Here is a 26,747-nt window from a genome sequence, read left to right as displayed (position 1 = left end):
GAATTTCGGGAGGAAGACATGGCGAGCGAAGGCTTCGAGCCGGACGTGAAGGTCCGCACGAAAGAATACCGTATCGGCTGCATCGGCGCTGGCATGATCATGGCCGAGTGCCATCTGGCAGCCTATCGCGAAGCGGGGTTCAACGTGGTGGCGATCGCCTCGCGGACCCGTTCCAATGCGCAGAAGGTCGCCGCGCGTTGGGACATCCCGACCGTCCACGACACGCCGGAACAGCTGATCGAGGATTCTGAGGTCGAGATCGTCGACCTTGCCTTTCCACCCGATCTGCAGCCGGCGCTGATCCGCCATGCGCTGAAGCAGCCTCACATCAAGGCGATCCTGGCGCAGAAGCCACTGGCGCTGTCGGTCGATGAAGCCGTGAAGCTGCGCGACGAAGTCGCAAAGTCAGGCAAGATCCTCTCGGTCAACCAGAACATGCGCTACGACCAGTCGATGCGCGTGCTGAAGCAGATCATCGACGGCGGCGCGCTGGGCGACATCGTCTTCGCGCAGATCGACATGCATGCGATCCCGCACTGGCAGACTTTCCTTCAGGACTACGACCGGCTGACGCTCGCCAATATGAGCGTGCATCATCTCGACGTGCTGCGCTTCCTGTTCGGCGATCCCTCGGAAATCACCACGCTGACACGCAAGGACCCGCGCACCACATTCGAGCATACCGACGGCATCACCGTGTCGACGCTGCGCTTTCCCTCCGGCGTGCTCGCCGTGTCGCTGGAGGATGTCTGGTCCGGACCGCGCCAGGAGGGCTATGTGGACGACCAGCACATCAACTGGCGCGTCGACGGCACCAAGNTCGACGCTGCGCTTTCCCTCCGGCGTGCTCGCCGTGTCGCTGGAGGATGTCTGGTCCGGACCGCGCCAGGAGGGCTATCTGGACGACCAGCACATCAACTGGCGCGTCGACGGCACTAAGGGTGTCGCCAAAGGCACGATCGGCTGGCCGAAAGGCGTGGCCTCGACGCTGACTTATGCGTCGACCGAGACGACNACTGGCGCGTCGACGGCACTAAGGGTGTCGCCAAAGGCACGATCGGCTGGCCGAAAGGCGTGGCCTCGACGCTGACTTATGCGTCGACCGAGACGACGGATGGCAAGTGGGTCAGCCCGAGCTGGGACACGATGTGGTTCCCGCATGCCTTCATCGGCGTCATGGAGCAATTGCAGCACGCGGTGAAGACCGGTGCGCCGCCGGCATTATCGGTGGCCGACAACGTCAAGACGATGGCGCTGGTCGAGGCCGGCTACCGCTCGATTGACGAGGGCCGCACCGTCAAGCTTTCCGAAATCTCGATAAATCAGCCAACTGAATCGCTTAGGGAGGAGTTCACATCATGATGCAGGCAGGTATTTTCACGGGCTATTTCCCGTACGGCCTCGAAGAGACGGCAAAGAAGATCCGCGGGCTCGGTTTCAACACGGTGCAGCTCGACCTGCATTTCAGGGATATCGATCTGTCGGCCGGGCAGATCACTGAGGAAAAGGCCAAGCAGGTGCGCGACGTCTTCCGCGACAACAACCTGCCGATCTGCTGCGTGTCGGGCTACACCAACATCATCCATCCCGACAAGGCCGAGCGCGACAAGCGCGTCGGCTATCTCAAGGAGATCATCCGCAATGCGCGCGCCTTCGGCTCGCCCTACGTGATCTCCGAGACCGGTACCTACAACACCGAATCCGACTGGGTGCATCACCCGAAGAACAAGACCGAGGAAGGATTCGAGGAATGCCGCAAGGTGATCGCCGAGCTTGCCCAGACCGCCTATGACCACGGCGCGGTCTTCCTGCTCGAGACCTACGTCAACAATGTCGTCGGTTCGGTCGAGGAGACGGTGAAGATGTTCGCCCACGTCGACCATCCCGGCCTCGGCCTGCTGATGGATCCGACCAACTATTTCGAAACCCACAACATCGACAGGATGGACCAGATCCTCAACCAGGTGTTCGATACGCTGACCGACAAGATCAAGATCGCGCATGCCAAGGACGTCAAGCGTTCTGGCGGCGACAAGTCCGAGAAACACGCCGATATCGGCGACGAGGACGCGCTGGAAAGCCACACCTTCCGCGGTGTCGGCGAAATCGAGCTGCCGGCGCCCGGGCTGGGATCGCTGAATTACGATCTCTATCTGCAGCGGCTGGCGGAAAAGCACCCAAACATCCCGGTCATCATCGAGCATCTCTCGGAAGACGACGTGCCGCGCGCGAAGAAATTCCTCGACGGGAAGTTCCGCGCCAACGGCCTGTGAGCGCCGGTTGCGCCGCCGGCGCATGGCGGCGCAACTCCAACCAAGGGAGGAATGAATGTTGAAATTCGCATTGAAAGTGGCTGCCGCGGCAACGCTGGTAGCCGGGGTCTCCATGAGCCTGCCGGCATTCGCGCAGGACGGCCAGAAGACCTTCTATCTGCTGTCGCATGGTGGCCCTTCGGACGCGTTCTGGATCGACTGGAATGCCGGCGCGACCAAGGCCTGCGACCAGCTCAAGGTGACCTGCAAGATCTCGTTCAGCGGCGGCGACATGGCGGCGCAGAAGGAGGCTTTCAACTCGGCGCTCGCCGCCAAGCCGGACGGCATCGCCACCACCTCGGCTCAGCCCGGCCTGTGGACGGAGGAGGTGAAGGCCGCCAAGGCCGCCGGCATACCGATCGTGTTCTTCAACACCGACGATCCGGCGACCGGGCGGCAGGCCTATGTCGGGGCCGACCTCAGGGAAGCGGGCGTCATCTGGGCCAAGTATCTCGTCGACCACAAGATGGTGAAGCAGGGCGACAAGGTGTTCCTGCCGGTCGAAGTGCCGGGCGCCAGCTACCAGCAGCTCGAGACCGAGGGCATCGCCAGCGTCTTCGATCCGCTCGGCATCAAGTACGACGTGGTCGATTGCGGCACCGACCCGGCCGGCATCATCGCCAAGATGACCGACTACATGGTCGCCAACAATCCGCCGGCAATCATTGCACTGGGCGATTCCGTGGCAGCAAGCATCAAACGCGTCTTCGACGGGGCCGGTGTGTCGGCCGGCAAGGTCCCGGTCGTCGGCTGGGGCAACTCAAAGGAGACGGCCGAGGCGGTCAAGTCCGGCTTCGTCAATGCTGCGGCCTGGCAGTACCCGTCGGCGCAGGGCTTCATGCCGGTGGCGCTGCTCGGGCTTGCGGCCTCTGGCGAGCCGATCGGCTACGACATTCACACATTCAGCCTCTACGACGCCTCGAGCGTCGAGCCGATCCTGAAACTCTACAATAAGTGACGACAATCGGCGCCCGCCGCGAAATGGCGGGCGCCGGACGAAACGCATGGTCCTGACAGATATGGCAATCACAGCAGACGACGACACGCAGCGAGCGAAGGGCAGGTCTGCGCTGCTGCGCTCGCCGCAATTCTCCTCGCTCATCATCCTCATCGTGCTGCTCGTGGTGTTCGCCATCGCCGACGGCAACTTCCTGTCGCCGCTCAACATATCCAACATGATGGCGTTCCTGCCCGAGCTCGGCATCATCGCTCTCGGCATGACGCTGCTGCTGACGGCGGGCGAGTTCGATCTGTCGGTCGGCGCCGTGTTCGGCCTTGCGCCCGTCGTGGTGATGCTGCTGGTGCAGAATGGCGGTATCGACATCGGCGTCGCCCTCCTGGCCGGGCTTGTGCTGTGCATCGCGATCGGCGCCATCAACGGGCTGATCGTCACCAAGATCGGCATTTCCTCGTTCCTGGTCACGCTGTCGATGCTGCTCGTCGTGCGCGGCGCGGCGCTCTACATCACGCAGGGATTCCCCCTGAAGTCGTGGGACCAGCCCGGCTTCTTCGTCACGCTGCTTGCCGGCAGCTTCAATGTAGGCTCGTTCCGGTTCTACACCTCGCTCTGGTGGTTCATCGGCCTGTCGCTGCTGGCGATTTACATCCTGCGCTACGCCAAGCTCGGCAACTGGATCAGCGCGATCGGCAGCAACCGCAACGCAGCGGTGGCGCGCGGCGTGCCGGCCGACGCGGTCAAGATCTGGCTGTTCATCCTGACCTCGGTGGTGGCCGGGCTGGCCGGCATGATCAGCGCGTTCCGGATTTCGGCCGCCTCGCCGGTGGCCGGCACCGGCTACGAACTCGAAGTGATCGCCATGGTGGTGGTCGGCGGCACGGCGCTCACTGGCGGGCGCGGCACCATCCTCGGCACCATCGTCGGCGCGCTGATGCTGCGCGCCATCCGCAACGGCATCGTGCTGATCGGCGTGCCGGGCTTGGCATACAACATCTTCGTCGGCGTCATCATCCTCGCCATGCTCATCCTGCACGCTTTGCTGCAGAAGAACGCCGCAAGGAGCTGACGATGGAAGTGCTGCGTCTGCAAGACCTGCAAAAGTCGTTCGGCAACGTGCGTGCGCTGAAGAGCGCCTCGTTCACCCTCAACGAAGGCGAGGTGGTTGCCCTGCTCGGCGACAATGGCGCCGGGAAATCGACGCTGATCAAAGCGATCTCCGGCGTCTTCCCGGCCGACCACGGCGACATCTTCGTGCGCGGCGAGAAGGCATCGATCCGCTCGACGCGCGACGCGATGGACCTCGGCATCGAGACCATCCATCAAGACACATCGCTCGCGCCGGACCTCAGCATCGCGCGCAATCTTTTCCTGGGCCGGGAGCCGGTCAATTTCGGCTGGCTCGGCGTGTTCGCGCCGCTCGATCTCGCCAAGCTTCGCAACGCCGCCTCGGCGCTGCTGAAGCGGGTCGGCATTTCGAAAAAGCTCGATGCAGATGCGCTGGTGAGCACCCTCTCGGGCGGTGAGCGGCAATCGATCGCGATCTCGCGCGCCATGCAGTTCGCCGCCAAGGTGATCATACTCGACGAGCCGACCAACAATCTTGGCGTCGAGGAAACCCACGGCGTGCTGCGCTTCGTCAAGGAGGTGCGCGACGCCGGCCACTCGGTGCTGCTCATCACCCACAACATCCACCACGTGTTTCAGGTCGCCGACCGCATCATCGTCATGCGCCGCGGCGAAATCGTCGCGGAACAGACGGTCGCCGACACCGACCTGTTGACGGTGGAAAGCATCATCACCGGCGCCGACATGTCGGCCTTGCTCAAGGAGGCGAGGGCAAAGTGAAGGACGTCGCATGGTAGAGCTTTACGGCAAGACGCTGTCGCGAAGGCAGGTGGCCGAGCGGTCCGGCATGCTGTCGCAGTTTGCCGGCGTGCGGCTGATGACGCTCGGCGACGGCGTGGAGCGCGGCATCCGGATGCTCGAGTTCCGCACCGGCTCCGGCCTGCGCTTCACGGCGCTGGTCGACCGGGCGCTCGATATCGCCGATTGCGACTTCCGGGGCCAGGCGATCGGCTGGCATTCGCCGAGTGGCTTTCGCCACCCCGGACTGCACGAGCATGAAGGGGAGGACGGTTTCGCCTTTGGCCGGTCGTTTTCGGGGCTGCTCGTCACCTGCGGCCTCGACCATATACTGGGCCGGCAAGACGTGCCGGCCGAAAGCTACAAGTATCCGGGGCGCAAGCGGGTATTGCACTCGCTGCATGGCCGCATCGGCACCGTGCCGGCGCGGCTGACCGGCTACGGCGAGGCCTGGGACGGCGACCGCTGCGTGCTGTGGGCGGAAGGCATCGTCCAGCAGGCAACCGTGTTCGGCGAGGATCTCCATTTGCTGCGCCGCATCGAGGCCGATGTCGGCGGCACCGAGATCCGGCTGTCGGACCGCGTCGTCAATCATGGTTTCAGCCGCACGCCGCACATGTATTTCTATCACGTCAACGTCAGCCATCCCCTGCTCGACGAGGGTTCGCGTTACCTGGCGCCGATCCGGGATGTCGTCTGGGCGGCGCACGCCGGCGAACGCTACGAGGCGCAGAAGGTCGGCTACCGAACCGTGCCGGCGCCGCAACTCGGATTCAGCGAGCAGGTCTGGGAGCACGAGCTTGGCGCCGATGCGGCGGGCGAGGTGCCGGTGGCCGTCGTCAATGACCACCTGGGCCTCGGCTTCGAGGTCGTTACCCGCAAGGATCAGCTGCCATGCACGTATCAGTGGCAGAACTTCCAGGCCGGCCTATATGCGTTGGGGATCGAACCCTCGACGCATCATGTTCTGGGCAATCTCGCCGCGCGGGAACGGGGCGAGATGATCTGGCTGGACCATGGCGAAAGCCGCTCCTATGACGCCGTGTTCCGGGTGCTCGACGGTGCCGGCCAGATCGCCCAAGCGGAAGCGAGGATAGCGTCGATCGCCCGGCAGCCGCAACAGGATTACCCTGCGCCGTCGGGCGCTTTTGCGAGACTGCAGGCGTGACCGGCTTGAAACGCACGATCGGTTGCCGCGGCGGGCGGGAAGTGCGCCGGAATACGGAAGCAGGCGCGGCCCGGCCGGCCCCAGGCGGCCCTTGCGGAGAGCAGGCGGGAAAGCGGAGATGACGATGACGGCAAGCAGGAAGCGTGACTACTGCCTGGTCGGTGAAAGCACCAAGCGCGCCATCGAGACCGGATTGGCTTCGGCCGAATGGTATCACACCGATGTCCCGCGCAAGGCGATCAAGGAGTTGATGCAACGCTCCGACGGGCCGGCAATCCGCGACACGATCATCTGGGTCGCGGCGATCCTGGTGTCGGCCGCCGGCATCGTATGGTTCTGGGGCACGTGGTGGGTGGTGCCGTTCCTGTTCGTCTATGGCGTGCTTTACGGCTCGTCGAGCGACTCGCGCTGGCACGAATGCGGCCACGGCACCGCGTTCCGGACGCGCTGGATGAACGATGTCGTCTACCAGATCTCAAGCTTCATGCTGATGCGCAACCCAGTGCAATGGCGCTGGAGCCATGCCCGCCATCACACCGATACCATCATCGTCGGCCGCGATGCCGAAATCGCCGTCATGCGCCCCCCAGATCTGCTGCGGGCGGCGCTCGCCTTCACCGGTATTCTCGATTTCCGCTATTCGCTGCCGGCGCTGGTGCGCCAGGCGTTCGGCAAGCTGTCCGATGAAGAGAAGAGCTATATCCCCGAGATGGAGCAGCACAAGGCGGTGATCGCTGCGCGCTGGCATGTCGCCATCTATGCGGCGACAGTCGGGCTGGCGTTGTTCACGTGGTCGCTGCTGCCGCTGGTGCTGATCGGCCTGCCGCGCCTCTATGGCAGCTGGCACATGGTGCTGACAGGGTTGCTGCAGCATATCGGCTTGGCCGACAATGTCGTCGACCACCGGCTGAACACGCGCACCGTCTACATGAACCCGGTCAGCCGCTTCATCTACTGGAACATGAACTACCATGTCGAACACCNAACACGCGCACCGTCTACATGAACCCGGTCAGCCGCTTCATCTACTGGAACATGAACTACCATGTCGAACACCATATGTTCCCGATGGTGCCCTATCATGCGCTGCCAAGACTGCACGAGCTGATCAAGCACGACCTGCCGGTGGCGAACCCGTCGATGTGGCATGCCTATCGCGAGGTCTGGCCGGTGCTGCTTCGACAGCTGAAATATGAGGATTTCTATCTCAAGCGGAAGTTGCCGCCGACAGCCAGACCCTATCGCGGCGAATTTCACCAGGTGGATATGTCGGCGGCCGCTGAATAGCGATAGCGAATTTTGCCGGAGCCGGAGATGGCTGACTGGATTGAAGCGTGCGCGGTGGACGACATCTCCAAGAGGATGTCATCTGCTTCGATCCTCGCGGTTTGCCGCTCGCCCGATGACGAGTTCTTCGCCACCGACGGATATTGGACGCATGAGAAGGCGCATCTAGCCGAAAGCTGGTGATCGACGACGTCATCGATGTCCGAAGCACAATGGCCGCTTCAATTACAACACCGGCCAGGCCAGGGCGCGCCGGTCTGCGTCAATCTCGCGATCTATCCGGTGAGAAGCGAGGCCGGCAACGTGATGATCCAGATCTGACGGTGCTATCGCCGACGTGGTCCTTCGGTCGTCTTGCGATTTTAGCTAGTCGGCTGCTTCTGCTCATGGCCCGTTCCGGCTGACGTGCTGAGAACGGGCCGGTACGATTCCTTTTTCGTGGCAAACGCAATCCATCTGTCCAAGGGCACTCATCAGCAGGGCCGACGGACCTGACTTACAGCTTGGTGGTGTCGCTGTGGTGCGCCAGGAGCGGTCTGACGATCCCTCTTCTGCAGCCCTTCGGCTGTCGCCAGCCTGGGAAAGCTTTTCGGAACGTTTGGTTTGGGCCGTTAGGCCACGGGGCCAAGCTCAGTCATCAGGACACCCCGCAAGCGATGAGCAGCGGGGCCTGGCAAGGCCCGGCGACCTCCTTTTGACATACGGTGAGAAACCAAGAAGGGCGCCGAGCCTTACCGGCGCTGCTTTGAGGGAGACGACGCCGGACGAGATGAGAGTAGGCGATAATGCTAATCTCTGCGAACCATGCGAATGAAGGAAAGTGTGCGATTCTTCGCTATCCAGCCACGAACCTCTGCCTTTCGGACATGGCGGTCCGTCGCTCGATCGAAGATGAAGAACGCCTGATGTAGCTGCTCGACTTCGTAGAGCGACCCGGATCTCGAACCCTGTCTGGCCGGTGGCATCGAAGTCACCGGGATCGATGACAGGGGCGGCGACGACTATGGCGAAGCGGACGACGAGCGCGAAGCCAACGATGCCGAGTATGGCTTCATGGAGGGAGGGCAAGGCCTATAAATGTCCGGTCGAGAATGAATAGCCCGCTGCCTCACGGTGGCTGGCTTCAGTTTTTGTGTGGCACGATGTAGCGACTGCTCACCGCACCCGCCCCTGTGCCCCGCGTGACGACAATCGTGCTGTACCCGGCTGGAACGGAACCTGTAGCGGAGGGGTCGATCGAACTGCATCGCCCCACGATCTCCCCGTTGGGAGCGCCCTCGAGCCTCACGGCTAACGCCAACTGGCATGTGTCAAGGGATCCGAACATGGACGGTGATGTATCGAGTGGCTTGCAGACTCCCTGGGCGGGACTGCAAGAAAGCAAAATCATCACAGCTGCAGTTGCCGGATCCATTCGTGAAGCTCCGTTGTTCGACGAGCCTCAACGCGGAATAGTGAGCTTTGTTTCGCAGGTGCTAAAATATGAGTTTTCTGGTCTGGCTCTCGGTGGCGGGCTTTTCGTTGTCACAGCTTTCGCCTCTCAATTGTCCCGATCCCGATCACGATGGCCAAGCCGCTGCTGGATGCCGCCGGACCCGTGCGATGCCTGATCGCCGACAAAGGCTACGATGCCAACGCCTTGCGCAAGCACCTGAAGTCTGAAGGGGCGCAGGCAGTAATCCCGGGACGATCAAACCGCAAGGCGACGATCAGCTACGATGAGACCCGATACAAGGGCCGATGGCGTATCGAAGCTGCCTTCTGCAGGCTCAAGGATTTCCGCCGCATCGCAACCCGCTACGACAAGCTCGCAAGGAATTTTCTCTCCGCCGTCGCACTCGCAACGCTCATCGCATTCTGGGTCTGACCGATCACGCTCTTCTCGTCGTACAAGCAGAGTTCGAAGCGTCAACCGTTGGAAGTTTCAGAGCCAGTCTCAAAACCATTGTCGGACAAAAACCGCTCAATATTACCCAGTCGTTCGATAACATCGAGCAAAACGCTCACACTCTCCTGGCTCGCGACACCTTCGGATCGGCGAATTTCACTGATGACCTCGGAGAGACGGTTGCGCACGCTTTTGCCACCCGCCCAGAGCCCCAACTCCATTTCGATCAAGTCGATCAGACCAATCAGGTCGCTTACCGGGTCAGCGGCGCCAACTGGCACTCTCTGAACTATTTTCTTGAACATTGATCCTCACGAGACCGCCCGATACGCAGAGAATGTGCCTTCTCGGAACTGAAGGCAAGATCAGCCCTATAGGTTGATTGAGTCTGAACCCTAGCTCTCGTCGCAACAAATTGACACACAAGGACTCGACGGAGTCGAACGGGAAGGGCAGGGACGCCATCAAGCGAATTTCAAAACCGGTGCCTTGGCCGACGGGCAATCGCTGATAACAAAGGTATGCCCTGAGGCGACGTTCCAAGGCAGTGTACTTGGGTGCAGCCGGCCGCAGGCGGCGGACCTCTCGCCTTCCAGAGGTCCTGGAGTGCGCCGACCGACCCCGTCGTGCTCGTCAAAGTGTAGGTTTGCAGTGTGGTGTTCCTTCAAGGCAATCAGCAGCTTATGCATGGAGGACCACGGCAAGCGGCGTTTTATTCCCGGACAGCGCAAATTCTGTCTCGGCAATGTGATTGGTCCGGGCGCCTCGTTTTTAACGCTCTTTGGCCCGCAACATCGGCCGTCCAGTTCGGGAATATCGGGGCCCTTCAAGAATTCGGATATTGTGAGAGCTGCGACGCGTCGGGCCACGAAGGGGAAACAACTTCGCAGTCTCGTGCGACAGCGGCAAAGCTGCCTTCCTCAGCAGCGTCGAGTAAGTGGCAAAGCAGGCTTGTGTCCGTCACTGTAGCCAATTTCCACCCGAGCCGAGATGAGGCGCCTGGCTCAGCGTCTGCTTGCCGGCATCCTGTGTGGGGCGGGAGCGCGGGGGGGCAGTCCAGGCGACCGGCAGGCAACGCTCGCGTCTGTCTATCGCGGTGATGGGAGCCTCGTCGAGTCCAGCAGCGTTGTGGAAGTAGTCCGCTACGCGCGTCAAAACGCTATTGCTAAGCGCAATGCCGGGGTGCCCGATGATCGTCACATTGAGTTCCGGATTAGCATTCACCTGGGTGACGTCGTGCAGGAGCACGATGGCGACCTGATGGGTAATGGCGTCAACATCGCCGAGGGTATCCGGGTTGCCCGGGCGTAGCGGCTTCGAAGCCGCCGATTATAAGTATTCTCGCCCTGTGGCCGCCGATTCTGCGAATTAAGGATTGGACGAATAGGCATGGGGGAAAAAGGCCGTTATTCTAAGCCTCATTCACCCTCGATGCAGGAATAACGAGATCACGGAGTAGGAAAATCGCATGCTGTGCGGCGGAGGTGCTGACACGGGCGAAATTCACACCCGCTCAACGACAAGCGCCCATCCGCCGTCCCGATGGACGGTGGATAGAGTTTTGGTGCCATGAGCCAAACCCACACATTACAACCGTCATCTATCCGCTTCCCGGTACAGCCGCGGCTCGTGCCGGCGATCAAGGCGGCGCGTTATCTCCACCTGACGCTGCGGGAATTCATGGAATTGCTGCCCGCGTTGCAGGATCAAGGCTTTCCCAAGGCCTGCCCAATTACCGGCAACTACGACATGGTTGCGATCGACGCCTGGCTCGATCGACGCTCGGGTCTTGCAGGATCAGGATCCGGCGCGCAGTCTAGCATCGACATTGCAAGAGCGAGGCTGGCGACCCTTGGGTAAGATCAAGTTGAAGCACTACGTCATCCGTAAGGGCAAATACGGCTACTGGCTGCCGACGCCGAAGATGGTCGAAGCTGGCTTCAGATGCATTTCCTGTGGGGTCGACGGGCCTGAGGCCTGGACGATCGCCAAGGAGTGGGAAGACCGCTGGCAGGAACTCCGCAAGGGCAGGGAGCCGTCGCGCCTGCATGTATGGCCAAAGGATTCCATCGGAGACGCCTTTGCACGCTATCGCCGCATGGATGCATGGAAGCGCAAGCCACCGCGCACCCGCGAGGATCGGGAGCGCGGCTGGACCTTCATCGAGCCGTACTTCGCCGACCTGCCGCCAGCCGACATCACCCTCGAGCTGCTCGACGACTGGTATGGCCGTCTGCTGCGGGTCAAAGGTGTCGACATCGCCTACCGTGCCGTAAAGACGTGGCGTTCGCTCTATAATGTCATGGCCGGCATGAAGCTATGCCCGCCCGGCTCCGACCCATCGCAGGCGATCCGCCGCCAGACGCCACCACCGCGCCACCAGACCTGGACGGCAGGCGAGGCGGTGCGCATGGTCAAGGGCGCCTGGCGCGCCGGCTACCGCGGACTGGCCTGCATCATCGCCGTTGCGTGGGACACGAGCTTCTCACCCGTCGACGTGCGCACGCTCACACCGGCGCAGGCAATGCAGACAGCACAGGAATGGGGTTTTCTGATTGCACGCAGCAAGAGTGGCGAGGCGGCTGTCGGCACGCTGTCGTCACGCACGCAGCGCCTGGTGCTGGCCTATGTCGAATCACTAGGCGTCACCCTGCTTGACGATGCGCCGATCTTTCGCTCGCGCGGTTTCGCGCCGGGCCCGAAGGGCGGCCGGCCGCGCGCCGGCGTGCCTTACACGAAGGATTCTCTGGTCGACGACTTTGCCGATCTGCGCACGCTGGTGTTCGGGACATCGGAGAAGCGGCGGCTGATGGACATGCGGCGTTCCGGCGCGGTCGAGGCGAATGCCGGAGGCGCGTCGGTCGAGGCAATCTCGGCCAAGATGGGCAATTCGATCGACGGGAACAAGGGGCTGCAGAAGACCTATATGCCGGTCAATCTGGCCGCCGTCCGCTCAGCCGATGCCAGCCGCCGCAAGGGCAGAAAGCTGCTTGGCCTGGAACGGAACGAATACAGAAAGTTGAAACTCTCCGCAGAATGAGAGTTGAAACTTTTCAAGGGGCGGTAGCTAACCCCTTGAAATTAATGGCGCGAGTGACGGGGCTCGAACCCGCGACCTCCGGCGTGACAGGCCGGCACTCTAACCAACTGAGCTACACCCGCGCATTGGACGAGCACGTGTCAGCCGTGTTCGTCGTTGGGGCGGTGGATAAGGGGTTCGCCACCGGGTGTCAAGCGCAGCTGGACAGCATAAACGCAAACAGGAGAAGGTTTTTTGACGGGCGGCACTTTGCCCGCGAAAACCACTGTGCGGCTAAGCTCGCAGCTGTTCATTTGGCCTTGCGAAGCCGGTTGCGACCGCTTAAAGGTCCGGCCGGAGCGGGCGATTAGCTCAGTTGGTAGAGCGCTTCGTTTACACCGAAGATGTCGGCGGTTCGAGCCCGTCATCGCCCACCAAGATCCCGGATTCCGGGCGCGGCCTCAAAGAGCCACACCCCCTTTCATGCCGGCACCTGTCTACTTCCTGATGTAGCAGGTCTTCTTCGCACGCGGAGCGGGATCCTCGTCAAAGGCATCGTTGCCGCAGCGCACGCCGTTCCTGAAAACGCCTTGCGTGAACCGACCGCGCGCTCCGTATCTGACCACTTGGCGGCCACGGAAATCACAGAACTGATTCTCCCGGGCGCAGGCCACCCATCTGCCGCGGCCCTGGCCGTAATCATCATCGCCGTAATTGTCGTCGTCGTCATCACTGTCGCCATAGTCGTTACCGCCGCCGCGCCTCACGATGTAGCAAGCCTTGTCGCGGCCAGGCGCCGGGTCCCCAAAGACGCGATTCGTACACGGCACGGCACGACGATCGATGAAGCGCGAAGTGGTCTGCCCGCGCGCGCCGTAGACCACTTCCGAGGGGTAGGGCAGGCGGCAGATTTCGCCTTCGTCGGCGCATCGCTGCATCCGCTGGGCGGATGCGGTGGCTGGAAAAAGAATAGAGACGGACGAGGCCAGGCCGACCAGGCAGATGAATGTAAACGTCATCCGGATCAAAGCATTGAAGGTTTTTGACACGATTTGTCTCCCGTTCGATTCGACCAGCATGGTACAGCAGCCTTGTTAAATGCAAGATGAACGAAAGCCCTCCGGGACGGCAGGACAATCATGGATCATCCAGGGCGCCTGATGCTGCGGTTGCTGTTCGCATTGGCAATCGTCGGCACTGGACGCTTCGCCTATGCAGGGAATGCGGGCGACGGCGTCGACCAGCCGGCCGCCAAGGCTGCCTTGCTCAAGGCCTATCCCGGACTTTTCACCATCTCGGGCAATGTGCTGTCCTGGACCGACGGCACCACGATGATGTGGGACGACGGCAAGGCGCGCGACGCCGACGCGCTGCTTGAGAGCCCCGACATCGAAGACATGTTTCGCTACGTCTATCCCAGAGCAGCCGAGGGCGCGCTGGTCCCGGCGGAGGATTTCGATCCCGGCCGTATCCGCAATGAACCTTTCTTCGAGAAGCTCTACGGGGCAAGTGCCGCCGAGGTGGGCAAGCACATCGCCAACGTCAAATGGTTGCCGAAGCTCGGCAAGAAGACCGTGCAGGTCACCAGGATTTTCGGCATCAACGACCGGCTGGGCAAGGTCTCCGCTGCGCTTGAGGCGATGCCCGCGGAGCTGAGCCGTTACGGGCTCAAGCCCGGCGGCGGCTTTGTCTGGCGGCCGATCGCCGGCACCGACCGGTTGAGCGTTCACTCGTTCGGAGCGGCCTTCGATATCAATGTCGGCTTCTCCGACTATTGGTACAACAACAGGAACAAAACCAACCCGAAGGCCCACATTCCCTTCAAGAACCGGATTCCGCTGGAAATCGTGGAATTGTTCGAGAAAAACGGCTTCATCTGGGGCGGGCGCTGGTATCACTACGACACCATGCACTTCGAGTACCGGCCTGAGTTGCTGCTGTACAAGAAATCCGGCTGATCACGGCGGCAGCAGCCGGAAATCCTTGCCTTCGGGCAGCAACTGGCCGCCGTCGACGACGATGGTGGTGCCGGTGATGTAGCTGGCATCGTCGGAGGCGAGGAACAGGAAGGCGTTGGCGACGTCGCGCGGACTGCCGAGGCGTCCGAGCGGGATCGAATCCTCCATGTTCTTGATATAGGCGGCGCCGCGATGCAGCTCGATCGCTTCGGTCAGGATGTTGCCGGGCTCGACGCCGTTGACGGTGATGCCGTAGCCCGAAAATTCCAGCGCCGCCGAGCGGATGAAGCCGTTGATGCCGGCCTTGCTGGCGGCATAGTGGCCGTGGCCGGGGCTGGTGACGTGCGGACCGGTGATCGACGAGGTGTAGAGCATGCGCCCGTAATGCTGCGCCTTCATCGGCGCCAGCGCTGCCAGCGTGGCGTTGAACGTGCCGCGCAGATTGACCGCCATCACCCGGTCCCAATCGTCCGGGCTGGTATTTTCGATGAGCTGCCAGGGATAGATGCCGGCATTCTGCACGACGATGTCGAGGCGGCCATGGCGGCTCAACGCCAGCGCTACCGCGGCTTCTGCATCAACTATTTGCGAGATGTCGGTGCGGATGAAGGCAGCGCCGAGCTCGTTGGCGGTCGCTTGACCGGCCTGGGCCTCGCTGTCGGCCAGGACCAGCCTTGCGCCTTCCTCGGCAAAGCGCTGGGCGATGCCCTTGCCGATGCCGCGCGCGCTACCGACGATAAGCGCGACCTTGTCTTGCAGCCGTCCGGTCATGCCAGCTCTCCTGTCATGCCAACTCTCCTGTCATGCGGGTCGTTCTCCTATGCCAGTCTTTGGCGAATGGTTTGCTTGAAGGCGTCGAGCAGCACGGCGGCGAGCACCAAAAGGCCGTGGATGACCTGGGTGAAGTTGGCCGGCAGGCCCATCAGATTGATCGCCGTGTTGATGGAGGAGAGCAGCAGCACGCCGGCATAGACCCCGGGCAAGGTGCCGACGCCGCCTTTCAGGCTGACGCCGCCGATGACGACGGCGGCAAAGGCGTTGAACAACAGCCCGGTGCCGAGATTGGCGGTGGCGCCCGAGGTGCGGATGGCGAGCAGCCAGCCGGCGAGGCCGGCAATGGCGCCGGCAAGTACGAAGGCGATGATCAGATTGCGGTTGACGCGGATGCCGGCGCGGAAGGTCGCGGTCTCGTTGCCGCCGATCATCACGAGGTGGCGGCCGAACGGCGTTTTGGCCATGATCAGCGAGAACAGGACGAAACAGGCGACGGCGATCCAGGCGGTCAGCGGCAGGCCGGCCATTCGCTGGATGCCGAACCAGCGGATGGCCGGCGCCAGATCCTGTGCCGAGCGGCCGCCGGAAATCACCAGCACCAGGCCGCGCACCCAGATGTAGGACGCCAGCGTAATGATAAAGGCGCTCATCTTCACCTTGACCACGAGATAGCCGTTGAAGGCGCCGATGAGGCCGCCGACGGCCAGCGCAACCAGCAGCGAAACCGGAACCATCAGCCATTGCGGATTGAGCTGTATGCCCATGCCGATGCCCGATGAGCAGAACAGGATGCCGACCGCCATGGCGCTGAGTGCGGCCACCGATTCCACCGACAGGTCCATATGGCCGGCAATGATGACCAGCGACAGGCCGATCGACATCACGCCGAGAACGCTCGAGGCCTCGATGATGTTGGCGAAGATGCCGAGCTGGAAGTAGTTGGGGACGAAGACGGAAAAGACAACCAGCACAAAGATCAGCATGAACCAGACGAGGTTGTCGAGGACGAACTCCAGGGCTTTGCGGCTGCGCGGGTTCATGGGCTGATCCGGTTGGCGCCCCCGAGAAAATCAGGCTGAGAAATCAACTCGATTTCGGGTTCAGGCGCGGGTTTAGGTTCGCCACGGTGTCCTGGGACGCGGCGTCGTGAATGGGCAGGCTCCGGGCCGCAATGGCCCGGAGCGCTTCGCTAGGCGACTATTCGACAGACTTGATCGTGTCCGTCGGCGGCTTCTGGTTGCCCCAGAAGGCCGGATTGTCGACGTTTTCCTTGGTGATGGCGGCGCCCGGGATCTTGATGTTGGGGCCCCAGCTCTCCTTGGTCACGGTCGACTTCAAGCCGAGCACGTCATACTCGCCAGGCTTGATTTCCTGCTTGCCGGCGATCTTGTCCATGAACATCGCCACGGCCGCGGCCTGCGCGTAGAGCGGCTGCTCGACTTCGACATTGAGCCAGCCCTTGCGGATCAGGTCGAGACCGACCGGAGCGCCGTTCGAGCTCATCAGCATGACGTCGCCCGGCTTCTTGCCGGCGGCCTCGAGCGAGGCGACGGCTGCGACCGACAGGTGCGCGGCATGGCTGAAGATCAGGTCGATGTCGGGGTTGGCGAGCATCTGGTCGGCAACGATCGTGCCGGCGTTGCTGGCTTCCCATTGCATGGCCGGCAGCGAGATGATCTTGACGTCAGGAAACGCCTTCAACTTCTCCTCGAAACCCTTCTGGATGTCGAGCGTGTAGGGATCGCCGGGATCGCCGAGCACCTGCAGGATCTTGCCCTTCACCGAACCGTTCTTGGCGGTCAGAAGCTTTTGCGCCTGCTCGGCGGCGACGTAGCCGATCTCGACCGTGCCCGCCACCGAGGTGAAATCGGACGGGGTCGAGGTGATCTGGCGGTCGAACTCGACCACCGGGATGCCGGCCGCACGCGCCGCTTCGATGGACGGCTTCAGCGCGTTGAAATCGACGGCGGCTAGGATGATCGCCGCCGGCTTCAGCGCAATGACGTCGTTCATCTGCGATTGCTGCGCGTCGGTCTTGTTGTCGGCGTTGAGTGTTTTCACCTCATAGCCGACCTGCTTGAGGAACAGCTCCAGCGCGCTCACCGAGCCGGTCTGGAATTCATCGAGCAGGGTCGGGACCATATAATAGACGGTGCCCTTGGTCTGGGACATTGCCGGCGTGAGCGAGGCAAGAGCCAGTGCCAGGATACCGAAGACAAGAACCAGTATTCGCTTCATGTCGTTCGCTCCTCTTTTATACCGGACCCCTCTTTTGTCCCTCAACCTGCCGGTCCGGCACCGGCAAGCGTCTCACCGGTGATCATGTTGATCACCGCATCGGGACTTGTTTTGTTGCGTGCGACATCGCCGGCCACGACGCCTTGCCGGATCACCACGATCCGGTCGGCGACCTGGAAGGCCTGTTGCATGATGTGGGTGATGATGACGACGCCGATGCCCTGGTTGGCCACTTGGCGGATCATCTCGAGACCGCGCCGCGTCTGCTCGACGCCGAGGGCCGCGAACGGCTCGTCAAGCAGCACAAGCTTGCCGCCCCAGTGCACGAAGCGGTTGAGCTCGATGGCCTGGCGTTGGCCGCCCGAGAGATGCTCGACATTGGTGCGCAGCGACGGGATGCGGGTGCCGGCACTTGCCAGCGCCTTGCCGACGACGGCCTCCATGGCGCGCTCGTCGAGGATGGGGACACCGAGAACCTTGCGAGTGATTTCGCGGCCCATGAAGAAATTGGCGACGACGTCGACATTGGTGCAGAGCGACAGGTCCTGGTAGACGGTCTCGATGCCGGCAGCCTTGGCCTCGGCCGGCGTCTTCGCCAGAAACTCCTTGCCCTCGAACAGCATGCGGCCGGAGCTCGGCTCGAGGCCGCCGGCAATGATCTTGACCAGCGTCGACTTGCCGGCGCCGTTGTCACCGAGCAGCGCCACGACTTCACCCTTGCCGATCGAGAAGCTGATGCCCCTCAGCGCATGAATGGCGCCGTAATTCTTGGTGACGTTTTCGAGTACCAGCAGCGGTTCGGTCATGCCGCCACTCCCTTGCTGTGCATGAGGTCTGGCCGGCGCTCGCGCTCGGCAATGAACATCTGGCCGAAGCGCGGCGAAAGCACACCGGACACGGCCAATGCGGCAGCGCCCCGCAGCACCGAATGCTTGCCGCCGGTCGCCACCGTCACGCGCGGTGTCTTGCGGTCGCGCCGCGCCGAGACCGAATTGGGGAACTGTCCGGCCGCGCCGACCAGCTTTTCCAGCAGGTCTGTGGGCGCAAGCCCGCCGAGGATGACGGTTTCCGGGTCGAATATATTCTCGATGGTGACGATGGCGTTGCGGAAGATCGGTGCGATCTCGGCCACCCAGGCGGCGTCGCTGATGTTGCGGCGGCGACGTGCTTCCAGCGAGAGATACCGTTCGAGGCAGCCGCTGTTGCCACATGGGCAAGGTTCGCCGCCGGGAACGGCAGGGATGTGTCCGATTTCGCCGGCATTGCCCCAGGCGCCGCGCATCACCGCGCCGTCATGCACGATGACGCCGCCGAGGCCGACGCCGAAATAGAGGTAGTAGTATTCGGAATAACCGGAGCCGAGACCGTAAAGCCGTTCGCCCATGGCCGCCGCCGCCATGTCGGTTTCGAAGAAGGCCGGCAGCCCGGTCGACGCCGCCAGCCGTTCCGGCAGCGCGACATCCTTCCAGCCGGCCATGGTCGTCGGGCCGACGAAGCTCATCGACTCCACGCCGAACGGTCCAGGCAGCGCCATGCCGATGCCGAGCACGCGCCCGCCGGGCCGCAGCGCCGTCAACTCCGGCACCATCGCGCCGATCAGCTCGAAGGCATGGTTGGGCGTCGCATGCGGCGCCTCGCGATGCATGCTCTCGATGACATCGCCGCTGAGATTGATGAGCGCCGCGTCGATCCCCAGCGGGGTGAGGTGGACGCCGACGGCATAGCCGCCCTCGGGGTTGATCCTGAGCGTCGCCGGCGGCAGCCCGCGTCCGCGCGGCTCTTCGCGCAGCGACAGCACATAGCCGTGCTCTTCGAGTTCGCGAACGATGGTCGATACGGTCTGGACGGTGAGGCCGACCCGGCTGGCAATGTCGCCGCGGGCGATGGGACCGTGAAGACGGATGGACTCCAGCACGATGCGCCGGTTGTAGGGCCGTCCGAACTCCTGATTGGTTCCCCGCAGTGCCATGTCCCGCGCCCCTTAGGAAGACCAAGACTTGCACAGGCAATTTATTCAGTCAAATGGAATTCAAAAATAATTCGGAATGGTTCCCGGACGCGGTGCAGGACCTGTCCCATGCGCCGCGCTGGCCGATTGCAGCCGGGCTGAAACCACCGCAATGATGAATGACGTCAGGCGGGCGCGGGCTCGCCGGCCAACAATCCAGCAGGAAAACCGATGATCGAATTGCCTTTTGCGCGCGATGAGTACCAGCGGCGGCTCCAGAAGATCCGCGCCGAGATGGCGGCGCGTGGGCTGGAACTGCTGGTCGTCAACGATGTCGCCAACCAGCATTACATCACCGGCTATGACGGCTGGTCGTTCTATACGCCGCAGGTCGTGCTGGTCCCGATCGAAGACGAGGCCGAGCCGGTCTGGATCGGCCGCGCCATGGATGCGGCAGGCGGCTTGCTGACGGCCTGGATGAAGCCGGAGAATGCGGTCGGCTTCCCCGAAGACCACGTGCAGCGAGCCGATCGCCATCCGATGGACTGGATGGCGGCCTGGATCGTCGCCAAGGGCTGGGGCGCGAGACATATCGGCATCGAGCTCGAAGCTTATTATTTCTCGCCGAAGGCGCATGCCCGGCTGGTCGCTGGCCTGCCCAATGCGAAATGGCACGACGCCGATCTCCTGGTGAACTGGATCCGCGCCGTGAAATCCGCTCCGGAAATTGCCTACCTGCGCAAGGCGTCGACCTTGGCTGAAGCAGCTGTTGCGCGGGCCTTCGAAGTCATCGCGCCAGGTGTGCGCGAATGCGATGCGATTGCCGCGATCCAGGCGGCGCAGATCGCCGGCAGTCCAGACTTCGCCGGCGACATCACGGCACTGCCGCCGACGATCCTCGGCGGCGAGAATGCATCGGCTCCGCACATCATGTGGAGCGACCGGCGGTTCGGAAAGGACGAGACGATTGCGCTCGAACTCGCCGGCGTTTGCCGCCGCTATGCCGCAGGCCTCGCCCGAACGATGCAGCTCGGCAAGACGCCGGCCCGTGTCGCCGACACCGCAAAGGCGGTGATCGAAGGTATGGATGCGGTGCTCGACGCGGTCCGGCCGGGCACATCGGCGGAAGCGGTCGAGGCCGCCTGGCGCAAGGTCATCCAGCGCTACGGGCTGAAGAAGGAATCGCGCATCGGCTATTCCATCGGCGTCGCCTATCCCCCGGATTGGGGCGAGCACACGATCAGCCTGCGACCCGGCGACAAGACCGCGCTGCAACCCGGCAACGTCCTGCACTCCATTCTTGGCATGTGGATGGATGGCTGGGGCATCGAGATCAGCGAGACCATTCTGGTGACCGAGACCGGCCATGAGACGCTGACCAAATTCCCGCGAGACATCCATGTCAAATCCTGACCGGTCGGCAGCACCGGGCGGTGCCGCGCCCCCGCATCGATGCCGGAATTCTCGATCGGATGGTCGAGATCCGCCGTCATCTGCACCGCCATCCCGAATTATCGAACCGCAAGATTGGGACGGGAGCTTATCTCAGGCCGATGCTGGCCGGGCAGGGGATATCAGACATCCGCGACGTCGCCCGCTACGGCCTGGCCGTCGATATTGTCGGCTCCGCGAGGCCGTCAATCGCAATGTGGCGATAAGGTGATGCATGCCTGCGGCCATGACGCCCATGGCTCGATGGGCTTCGCAGTGGCCGTGCATCTGCCTCAGCCCAGGGACAGTTTTGTCGGCACGGGTCCGCGCTTGGTGCGACCCTGGATCGTGGAACCAGCGGGCAGGGCGCGGCGAAGTTGGGCAGCAACCAGCCCGGCTTGACCTTACAAATACTGTTCGACCTTCTTGCCGACGGTCAGGAAGCGCAGCGGGTCGATGGCCTCGCCATTGTGGCGGACTTCGTAGTGCAGGTGCGGGCCGGTCGAACGGCCGCTGCTGCCGGTTTTGCCAATGATGTCGCCGGCTGCGAGTTTTTGGCCGACGGCAACGTCGATCTCGCTCAGATGGCCGTAGCGCGTGGCAAAGCCGTTGCCGTGATCGACCTCGACCATGCGGCCATAGCCGCCGTTCCAGCCGGCCTTGGTAACGATTCCGGCCGCCGTGACCTTGGCTGCCATGCCGACCGGCGCGCGGAAATCCATGCCCGAGTGCAGGGCAGCGGTGCCGAGGATGGGGTCAGTGCGCACGCCGAACGGGCTGGTGACGGAGTGGCCCGGCGCCGGGTTGGCGAGCGGCAGCCGCCGCGCCTCTTTCTTCAACTGGTCGAGCGTATCCAGCGCCTCGTCCAGTTCCTTGACCTTGCTGTCGAACATCATCGAGCTGTCAAGCGGGATCAGCGGTCCGCCGACATCGCTTTCGTTTTTGCCGAAATCACTGTCGACCGGCAGACCGGCCGCTTCCAGCGCCTGGGTGATGGCATCGGCGTTCTTGTAGGCGTTGTCGGCCAGGGTTTCGATGCGGGTGAGTTGCTGGCTTTCGATAGCCTTCAGTGAATCATTGATCGAGACGAACAATTTGTCGGCACGGTCCGCAGCCGTTTCGCTGGGCAGCGGATCGGAACGTGTCGACCACAGCGAGAATGGCCTGGTGTCGCCCGAACCAAGGCTGGCGACCGAATAGGCGAGTGGCTCGCCGCCAGTCAGTTCGGCATGTTCGTCGGGTTTTGTTGTCGCTGCGGCATCAGCGGTTGGCGGCGTCCCGACCTCGTTTTCGGCCCGCTCGAGAATCGGGCCGAGGCGGCCATGGCGCTGGCTGAGCTGGCTCTGCCGCTCGATCAATTCGCTGACCTTGGTCTCCATCAGTTTCTGGTCGAGAAGCTGGCGGCTGGTGATGCGGTCGACCTGCGCGCGAAGCGCCGAGATGCGATCCTCATAGGCCTGCTGCATGCGCGCCTGCCGGGCCGTGGTGGCGCCGATCAGATCGTCGCGCAGCACGAGATAGGAGGTCGCCAAGAGATAGCCGATGGCGATCGCCGCCAGTGCCGAGCCGAGAAAGGCGACGAGCCACGGCCGGATGGTGAAATGTCGTATTTCATTGCCCCGCGCAATGATGACCGTATGCGGCTCCTTGCGCCTGCCGAAGACCGCTGACTGACCGGTTAGGTTCACGGGACCAAGCTTTCGTTACGACACCAACGAAGCCCGATTACACATTATTAGGGTTAACAAAGTTTTGCCGTTCGCGGGCGCGCTAGTGACCAACGGTGTCAGCCAACCGCATATATGTCTTATGCCCCTAATGCACTGCGCGGCGTTGGCCAGATCGGTGGCGCCTCAGAGCGCGCGGACCGCCTCCAGCACTGCTTCGGCATGGCCTTTCACCCGGACCTTGCGCCAGATCCCGGCGATCCGCCCGTCCTTGCCGATCAGGAACGTCGCCCGCTCGACGCCCATATAGTTGCGGCCATACATCGTCTTTTCGACCCACAGATTGTAAGCCTCGATCACCTTGCGCTCCTCGTCGGCAACCAGGTCGACGGTGAGATCGTATTTGGTTTTGAACTTGTCGTGCTTCTTCACGCTGTCCGGCGACAGGCCGATCACCACGGCGCCGGCCTTTTCGAACTCCGGCTTCAGCTGCGAAAAGCTGATCGCCTCATTGGTACAACTTGTGGTGTCGTCCTGCGGATAGAAATAAAGTACAACGGGCTTCCCCCGCATCGAGGCAAGGCTGATCGAGCCGCCGCCGTCGCGCGGAAGATCGAATTGCGGCGCAACGTCGCCAACGTCGAGATCAGCCATATCGATGCCCTTGTTTGAGGTTACGCGGCCCTAAATCAAAGAGATAGAGCATGATGTCTGGACAAACGGAAACCGTTTGTCCGAGAAAACCGCCTCACACTTTTCGGCATCATGCTCTAGCCTGCGTCGTTATAGTGTCGGGCGGGGATTCGTCCACGATCGAATTCGCACAACGGAAAATTGCGTGGATCAGGAAGAACCGCAGCACGAGAAAATCCGGTTCAGGCGTGACGAGATCACCGACCTGGGGGCTTTCCCGTCCGCTTGCCGCGTGCCGCCGCTCGGCAAGGCACGGATCGGCCGCGGCTTTCGCATCCTTGCCCGGCTGTTTGCCGGCATTGGAGCCCTTGTGCTGCTGGCGGCGGCCGCCGTCTACGTCATCGGCGCCACCGGCATCGGCAGCGAACGGCTGCGGTTGGAAGCCGAAACGGCGATCGAGAAACTGGCCGGTTTCGACGTCAAAGTCGCCGTCGGTCCTGCCAGCCTGACACTTGACGGATCGAGCTTCATTGCGCTGCAGGTCAAGGATGTCAGCGTCGAGACGGCCGACGGCAAGCCGATGGCCGATGCCGGGCGCGTCCGCTTCGGCATCCGGCTGGTCCCGCTGCTTTCGGGCGAGGTTCGGCTGACCAGCGCCAGGATTTCCGACGCCCATATCGTCACCGCGGCAATGCCGTCGGGTGGTGACTGGATAGCGCGCCTGCGCAATCAAGACGGTCTCATCGATCCGGAAAAACTGGCCGCCGTCGTCTTCAGTGACGTCAATCGTGCACTCGATGCCGTGCGCGAGGATTCGATGCGCCGCATCGATCTCAAAAATGTCGCGTTCGAGCTGCCCGAGGCCGGATCGGTCAAGCTGGTCACGATCGCCAACGCCACGGTGCTGCAGTCAGGCCCCGGCAGCATGGAGTTCTCGTCCGAGGCGGATGTCGATGGCCGCGCGCTCACCGTCACGGCCACCGCCACCCGCGATACGAGCTCGATGCGCGTTACCGCCTTGAACGCCGCCATCGACATGGCGGATGTCGCGGAGACAACGCCGGCGGCCGGCGGGCGAACCGGCGCGATGGCTTTGAAGCTCACGGGATCCGAAGGCTCGGGCGAGACCGATTCGCGGCTGACGGGCTCGCTGTCGCTAACCGGCTCGGTGCTCGACCTCGGCACACGCGGGCTGTTGCCGGCCGATGTCGATGTCGACGCCGCCCTTGTCTCCGGCTCCAACAAGATCGATGTCGGCAGGCTGGTTCTAAAGACCGGGCGCTCGGCGTTCAATTTCGCCGGCTCGATCGGGCCAAAGCCGTCGACCGGCGCGGCCGGCGAGGAGCCTTCCTATCGTTACGACCTGACCAGCGACGGCTCGACGCTGGCGCCTTCGGAATCGCCCGAGCCGGCGCTGAATTTCTTCGCCCGCATCGCCGGCGTCTATCAGATCAAGAGCCGCAAGCTTGTCGCCGACCAGATCGGTATCAGGTCGGGATCGGGGAGCGAAGTGCTGGGAACCGCTGCGGTTTCCTTCATCGACAACGGACCGCCGGGTATCTCGGTGTCGCTCAACGTCCACGACATGGCGGTCTCGCACGTCAAGCAATTGTGGCCCTGGTTCTCCGCCAAGAATGCGCGGCTGTGGGTGCTGCAGAACCTGTTTGGCGGTCGCGTCGTCGATGCCAGCCTGCAGTTCCAGGTCGTGCCGGGGCGTCTCGGCAACGGCGTGCCGCTTTCGGCCGACGAGGTGTTCGGCCGCTTCCAGGTCGAGGGCTCGCGCTTCGACACCGCCGGCCGCATCCCGCCGATACGCGATGCCGTCGGCGTCGTTTCCTTCCACGGCAACGATGTCGACGTCGCGCTGTCCTCCGGCAGCGTCTATATGCCGAGCGGCCGCACCGTGGCGGCAAGCAATGGCACACTGTCGGTAAAGGCGGCAAACCACCCGCCGGTGATTGGCGCGCTCGACATCGACGTCGCCGGCGAGGCGCCGGCCATCGCCGAACTTGCCTCCTACGAACCGATCAACGCCATGCGCCATGTCGGCATCTTGCCGGACGACCTGTCGGGCACGGTGACCGGCCACGTCAAGGCCGACATTCCGTTGCAATCCGGCGTCGACACGTCGAAGCTCGATTGGCTGGTATCGCTCGACTACAAGGACCTGTCGCTCGCCAAGCCGTTCGAAGGCCAGATGGTGACCGATGCCGACGGCTCGATCGAAGTCGGGCCCGGCAAGGCGGTGATCTCTGCCAAGGCGCGGCTGAACGGCATTCCAGCCGAGCTCGNGAGCTCGATCTGGTCGAGCCGCTCAGGGATGACGGGCCGCCGCGCAGCCGCAAGGTGGCGCTTGTGCTCGACGAAAAGACGCGCGCCATGGCCATGCCTGGCCTGTCGCCGCTGATTTCCGGCACCATCAAGGTGGCAATCGACAAGAGCGGCGAAGGCGGCAGCCAGAACGTCGACGTCGACCTGACGAGCGCCAGGCTGGACATTCCCTGGGCAGGCTGGAGCAAGGGGCCGGGCATTGCCGCCAATGCCACTTTTACCATGACCAAGTCCGGCGATACCACGACGCTGTCTGACTTCGACCTCGACGGAAAGAGCTTTTCGGTCGAAGGCAATGTCGTCCTGGTCAAGGGCGCGCTGTCGTCGGCCCGCTTCAGCAAAGTCGCCTTGAACCGGGGCGACGATGTCGCCGTGACGGTGAAGCGGTCGGGCAAGGGCTTCGCAGTCGATGTCAGCGGCAACGCGCTCGATGCCCGCTCGCTGATCAAGCAGTTCACCTCCGATGTCGATACCGCCACCAAAACCACCGGCACGGACGCGGTTTCGGTCAGCGCCGACGTCAATTCGCTAACCGGGTTCCATGACGAGGTCCTGTCCAATTTGAAGCTCGACTACAGTGCCGCCGGCTCCAGGGTGAACAGGCTCAAGGTCAGCGCCGCGGCAAGTTCCGGCGCCGCCATCACCATCAGCAATACGGCAGGCAATGGTGCTCGCGCGCTCACCATGAAGTCGGCCGACGCAGGCGCCATATTGCGCTTCCTCAACATCTACGAGCATATGGAAGGCGGATCGATCACGCTGGCGCTCAGCGGCGCAGCCGACGGCCCGATGCGTGGACAGGTCGATTCGAGCAACTTCTTCATCGTCAATGAACCGAAGCTCGCCTCGATCGTCTCGACCACGCCAACCGGCGACAGCCGCAGCCTGAACGAAGCGGTCAAGGGCAAGATCGACACTTCGCGGGTAAAGTTCGAGCGCGGCTTTACCGAGATCGACAAGGGGTCGGGCTATTTGAAATTGGCGAATGGCGTGCTGCGCGGCCCGCGCATCGGCACCACCTTCCAAGGCACGCTCTACGACCAGAACAACAATATGGACATGACCGGAACCTTCATGCCGGCCTATGGCCTCAACCGCATCTTTGGCGAACTGCCGCTGGTCGGCGCGCTGCTCGGCAATGGCCGCGACCGCGGGCTGATCGGCGTCACCTACCGGCTTAAGGGCAACGCCAACAAGCCGGTGCTGGACATCAACCCGCTATCGGTAATCGCGCCGGGCATTTTCCGCTCGATCTTCGAATATCGCTGAGGA

23 protein-coding genes, 2 tRNA genes and 4 pseudogenes are annotated in these 26,747 nt (G+C 62.8%); 19 read left to right on the top strand and 10 right to left on the bottom strand.

All coding sequences use genetic code 11. The annotated features are described in order from the left end of the window. The first annotated feature begins 18 nt into the window (after positions 1 to 18). From X728_RS0134850 to X728_RS155295, 10 genes and pseudogenes are all read left to right on the top strand, one after another. Complete coding sequence (locus tag X728_RS0134850) at positions 19 to 939, top strand: Gfo/Idh/MocA family oxidoreductase (protein ID WP_245266123.1); 921 nt, start codon at positions 19 to 21, stop codon at positions 937 to 939. A 135-nt stretch (positions 940 to 1,074) separates the two neighbouring features. Next, positions 1,075 to 1,362, top strand: a complete 288-nt coding sequence (locus tag X728_RS1000000171515; protein ID WP_031195310.1) for a hypothetical protein — start codon at positions 1,075 to 1,077, stop codon at positions 1,360 to 1,362. Further along, positions 1,359 to 2,273, top strand: coding sequence for a sugar phosphate isomerase/epimerase (locus tag X728_RS155270; RefSeq protein ID WP_023831325.1), 915 nt, complete (start codon positions 1,359 to 1,361; stop codon positions 2,271 to 2,273). The genes X728_RS1000000171515 and X728_RS155270 overlap by 4 nt, the downstream gene beginning before the upstream one ends. Before the next feature lie 55 nt (positions 2,274 to 2,328). After that, the gene (locus tag X728_RS155275; RefSeq protein ID WP_023831324.1) at positions 2,329 to 3,270 is read left to right on the top strand and encodes a substrate-binding domain-containing protein; all 942 of its coding nucleotides are present in this window, start codon (positions 2,329 to 2,331) and stop codon (positions 3,268 to 3,270) included. Between the two features lie 61 nt (positions 3,271 to 3,331). Continuing rightward, entirely contained in the window at positions 3,332 to 4,336 is a 1,005-nt protein-coding gene (locus tag X728_RS155280; RefSeq protein ID WP_050586906.1) for an ABC transporter permease, read from the top strand. Beyond that, positions 4,333 to 5,115: an ATP-binding cassette domain-containing protein gene (locus tag X728_RS155285; protein WP_023831323.1), complete on the top strand. Its 783-nt coding sequence runs from the start codon at positions 4,333 to 4,335 to the stop codon at positions 5,113 to 5,115. Before X728_RS155280 ends, X728_RS155285 begins: the two co-directional genes overlap by 4 nt. Before the next feature lie 10 nt (positions 5,116 to 5,125). Then, positions 5,126 to 6,301, top strand: coding sequence for an aldose 1-epimerase family protein (locus tag X728_RS155290; protein WP_023831322.1), 1,176 nt, complete (start codon positions 5,126 to 5,128; stop codon positions 6,299 to 6,301). Positions 6,302 to 6,419: 118 nt separating this feature from the next. Then, positions 6,420 to 7,588 (top strand): annotated as a pseudogene (locus X728_RS1000000171510) (fatty acid desaturase family protein). A 27-nt stretch (positions 7,589 to 7,615) separates the two neighbouring features. Then, positions 7,616 to 7,909 (top strand): annotated as a pseudogene (locus X728_RS01000000166615) (Rieske 2Fe-2S domain-containing protein). Positions 7,910 to 9,146: 1,237 nt separating this feature from the next. Continuing rightward, positions 9,147 to 9,455, top strand: a pseudogene (locus X728_RS155295) (transposase); the annotation flags it as partial. Positions 9,456 to 9,496: 41 nt separating this feature from the next. On the opposite strand, the gene X728_RS155300 reads toward X728_RS155295, so the two are convergent. Continuing rightward, on the bottom strand, positions 9,497 to 9,781 hold the full coding sequence (locus X728_RS155300) for a hypothetical protein (protein WP_023831320.1): 285 nt from the start codon (positions 9,779 to 9,781) through the stop codon (positions 9,497 to 9,499). 781 nt (positions 9,782 to 10,562) lie between these two features. On the opposite strand from X728_RS155300, the pseudogene X728_RS1000000171505 reads away from it, so the two are divergent. The 3 genes and pseudogenes from X728_RS1000000171505 to X728_RS01000000166610 form a co-directional block, all read left to right on the top strand. Then, positions 10,563 to 10,769: pseudogene (locus tag X728_RS1000000171505) on the top strand (adenylate/guanylate cyclase domain-containing protein); the annotation flags it as partial. Positions 10,770 to 11,045: 276 nt separating this feature from the next. Continuing rightward, positions 11,046 to 11,336 (top strand): hypothetical protein, encoded by a 291-nt coding sequence (locus tag X728_RS0134830; protein WP_023716020.1) that lies wholly within the window; start codon positions 11,046 to 11,048, stop codon positions 11,334 to 11,336. Further along, a complete protein-coding gene (locus X728_RS01000000166610; protein WP_023831318.1) occupies positions 11,329 to 12,516 on the top strand; it encodes a hypothetical protein in 1,188 nt (395 codons plus the stop codon). Before X728_RS0134830 ends, X728_RS01000000166610 begins: the two co-directional genes overlap by 8 nt. A 45-nt stretch (positions 12,517 to 12,561) precedes the next feature. Here the strand turns inward: X728_RS01000000166610 and X728_RS155310 are convergent. After that, positions 12,562 to 12,638: transfer RNA gene (locus X728_RS155310), tRNA-Asp, on the bottom strand. 218 nt (positions 12,639 to 12,856) lie between these two features. Between X728_RS155310 and X728_RS155315 the strand changes: the two genes are divergently transcribed. Beyond that, a tRNA-Val gene (locus tag X728_RS155315) sits at positions 12,857 to 12,932 on the top strand. 60 nt (positions 12,933 to 12,992) lie between these two features. Here X728_RS155315 and X728_RS155320 read toward each other — a convergent pair. Then, on the bottom strand, positions 12,993 to 13,574 hold the full coding sequence (locus tag X728_RS155320) for a hypothetical protein (RefSeq protein WP_245266122.1): 582 nt from the start codon (positions 13,572 to 13,574) through the stop codon (positions 12,993 to 12,995). Positions 13,575 to 13,634: 60 nt separating this feature from the next. On the opposite strand from X728_RS155320, the gene X728_RS155325 reads away from it, so the two are divergent. After that, positions 13,635 to 14,453, top strand: coding sequence for a M15 family metallopeptidase (locus tag X728_RS155325; protein WP_155923953.1), 819 nt, complete (start codon positions 13,635 to 13,637; stop codon positions 14,451 to 14,453). On the opposite strand, the gene X728_RS155330 is transcribed toward X728_RS155325, so the two are convergent. The 5 genes from X728_RS155330 to X728_RS155350 all read right to left on the bottom strand — a co-directional run bounded on the left by X728_RS155330 (position 14,454) and on the right by X728_RS155350 (position 19,434). Further along, on the bottom strand, positions 14,454 to 15,224 hold the full coding sequence (locus tag X728_RS155330) for an SDR family NAD(P)-dependent oxidoreductase (RefSeq protein ID WP_023669145.1): 771 nt from the start codon (positions 15,222 to 15,224) through the stop codon (positions 14,454 to 14,456). A 47-nt stretch (positions 15,225 to 15,271) separates the two neighbouring features. After that, positions 15,272 to 16,267: an ABC transporter permease gene (locus X728_RS155335; RefSeq protein WP_023690226.1), complete on the bottom strand. Its 996-nt coding sequence runs from the start codon at positions 16,265 to 16,267 to the stop codon at positions 15,272 to 15,274. A 157-nt stretch (positions 16,268 to 16,424) separates the two neighbouring features. After that, on the bottom strand, positions 16,425 to 17,465 hold the full coding sequence (locus X728_RS155340; protein ID WP_023684845.1) for a sugar ABC transporter substrate-binding protein: 1,041 nt from the start codon (positions 17,463 to 17,465) through the stop codon (positions 16,425 to 16,427). Positions 17,466 to 17,506: 41 nt separating this feature from the next. After that, positions 17,507 to 18,271: an ATP-binding cassette domain-containing protein gene (locus tag X728_RS155345; protein WP_023669142.1), complete on the bottom strand. Its 765-nt coding sequence runs from the start codon at positions 18,269 to 18,271 to the stop codon at positions 17,507 to 17,509. Next, the gene (locus X728_RS155350) at positions 18,268 to 19,434 is read right to left on the bottom strand and encodes an ROK family transcriptional regulator (RefSeq protein ID WP_023829972.1); all 1,167 of its coding nucleotides are present in this window, start codon (positions 19,432 to 19,434) and stop codon (positions 18,268 to 18,270) included. The genes X728_RS155345 and X728_RS155350 overlap by 4 nt, the downstream gene beginning before the upstream one ends. A 210-nt stretch (positions 19,435 to 19,644) precedes the next feature. Here X728_RS155350 and X728_RS155355 point away from each other — a divergent pair, with 210 nt between their 5' ends. Then, positions 19,645 to 20,826, top strand: coding sequence for a M24 family metallopeptidase (locus X728_RS155355; protein WP_023831316.1), 1,182 nt, complete (start codon positions 19,645 to 19,647; stop codon positions 20,824 to 20,826). A gap of 20 nt (positions 20,827 to 20,846) precedes the next feature. After that, on the top strand, positions 20,847 to 21,071 hold the full coding sequence (locus X728_RS1000000170980) for a hypothetical protein (RefSeq protein ID WP_031195297.1): 225 nt from the start codon (positions 20,847 to 20,849) through the stop codon (positions 21,069 to 21,071). A gap of 177 nt (positions 21,072 to 21,248) precedes the next feature. Here the strand turns inward: X728_RS1000000170980 and X728_RS155365 are convergent, their stop codons facing one another. Both X728_RS155365 and X728_RS155370 read right to left on the bottom strand, forming a co-directional pair. Next, positions 21,249 to 22,532 carry a M23 family metallopeptidase gene (locus X728_RS155365; protein WP_023690221.1) on the bottom strand — a complete coding sequence of 428 codons (1,284 nt, stop codon included), beginning with the start codon at positions 22,530 to 22,532 and terminating at the stop codon, positions 21,249 to 21,251. Positions 22,533 to 22,697: 165 nt separating this feature from the next. Beyond that, on the bottom strand, positions 22,698 to 23,165 hold the full coding sequence (locus X728_RS155370; RefSeq protein ID WP_023706427.1) for a peroxiredoxin: 468 nt from the start codon (positions 23,163 to 23,165) through the stop codon (positions 22,698 to 22,700). Between the two features lie 184 nt (positions 23,166 to 23,349). Here X728_RS155370 and X728_RS1000000171500 point away from each other — a divergent pair, with 184 nt between their 5' ends. Continuing rightward, positions 23,350 to 25,551 (top strand): DUF3971 domain-containing protein, encoded by a 2,202-nt coding sequence (locus X728_RS1000000171500; RefSeq protein WP_245266121.1) that lies wholly within the window; start codon positions 23,350 to 23,352, stop codon positions 25,549 to 25,551. Continuing rightward, positions 25,491 to 26,744 carry an AsmA-like C-terminal region-containing protein gene (locus X728_RS1000000171495; protein ID WP_245266120.1) on the top strand — a complete coding sequence of 418 codons (1,254 nt, stop codon included), beginning with the start codon at positions 25,491 to 25,493 and terminating at the stop codon, positions 26,742 to 26,744. Before X728_RS1000000171500 ends, X728_RS1000000171495 begins: the two co-directional genes overlap by 61 nt. Positions 26,745 to 26,747 lie beyond the last annotated feature (3 nt).

Source organism: Mesorhizobium sp. L103C119B0, from assembly GCF_000502235.1.
Taxonomy (GTDB): domain Bacteria; phylum Pseudomonadota; class Alphaproteobacteria; order Rhizobiales; family Rhizobiaceae; genus Mesorhizobium.
The sequence above is the reverse complement of the archived record's forward strand: the minus strand, read 5'-3'. Positions and strand labels throughout refer to the sequence as shown.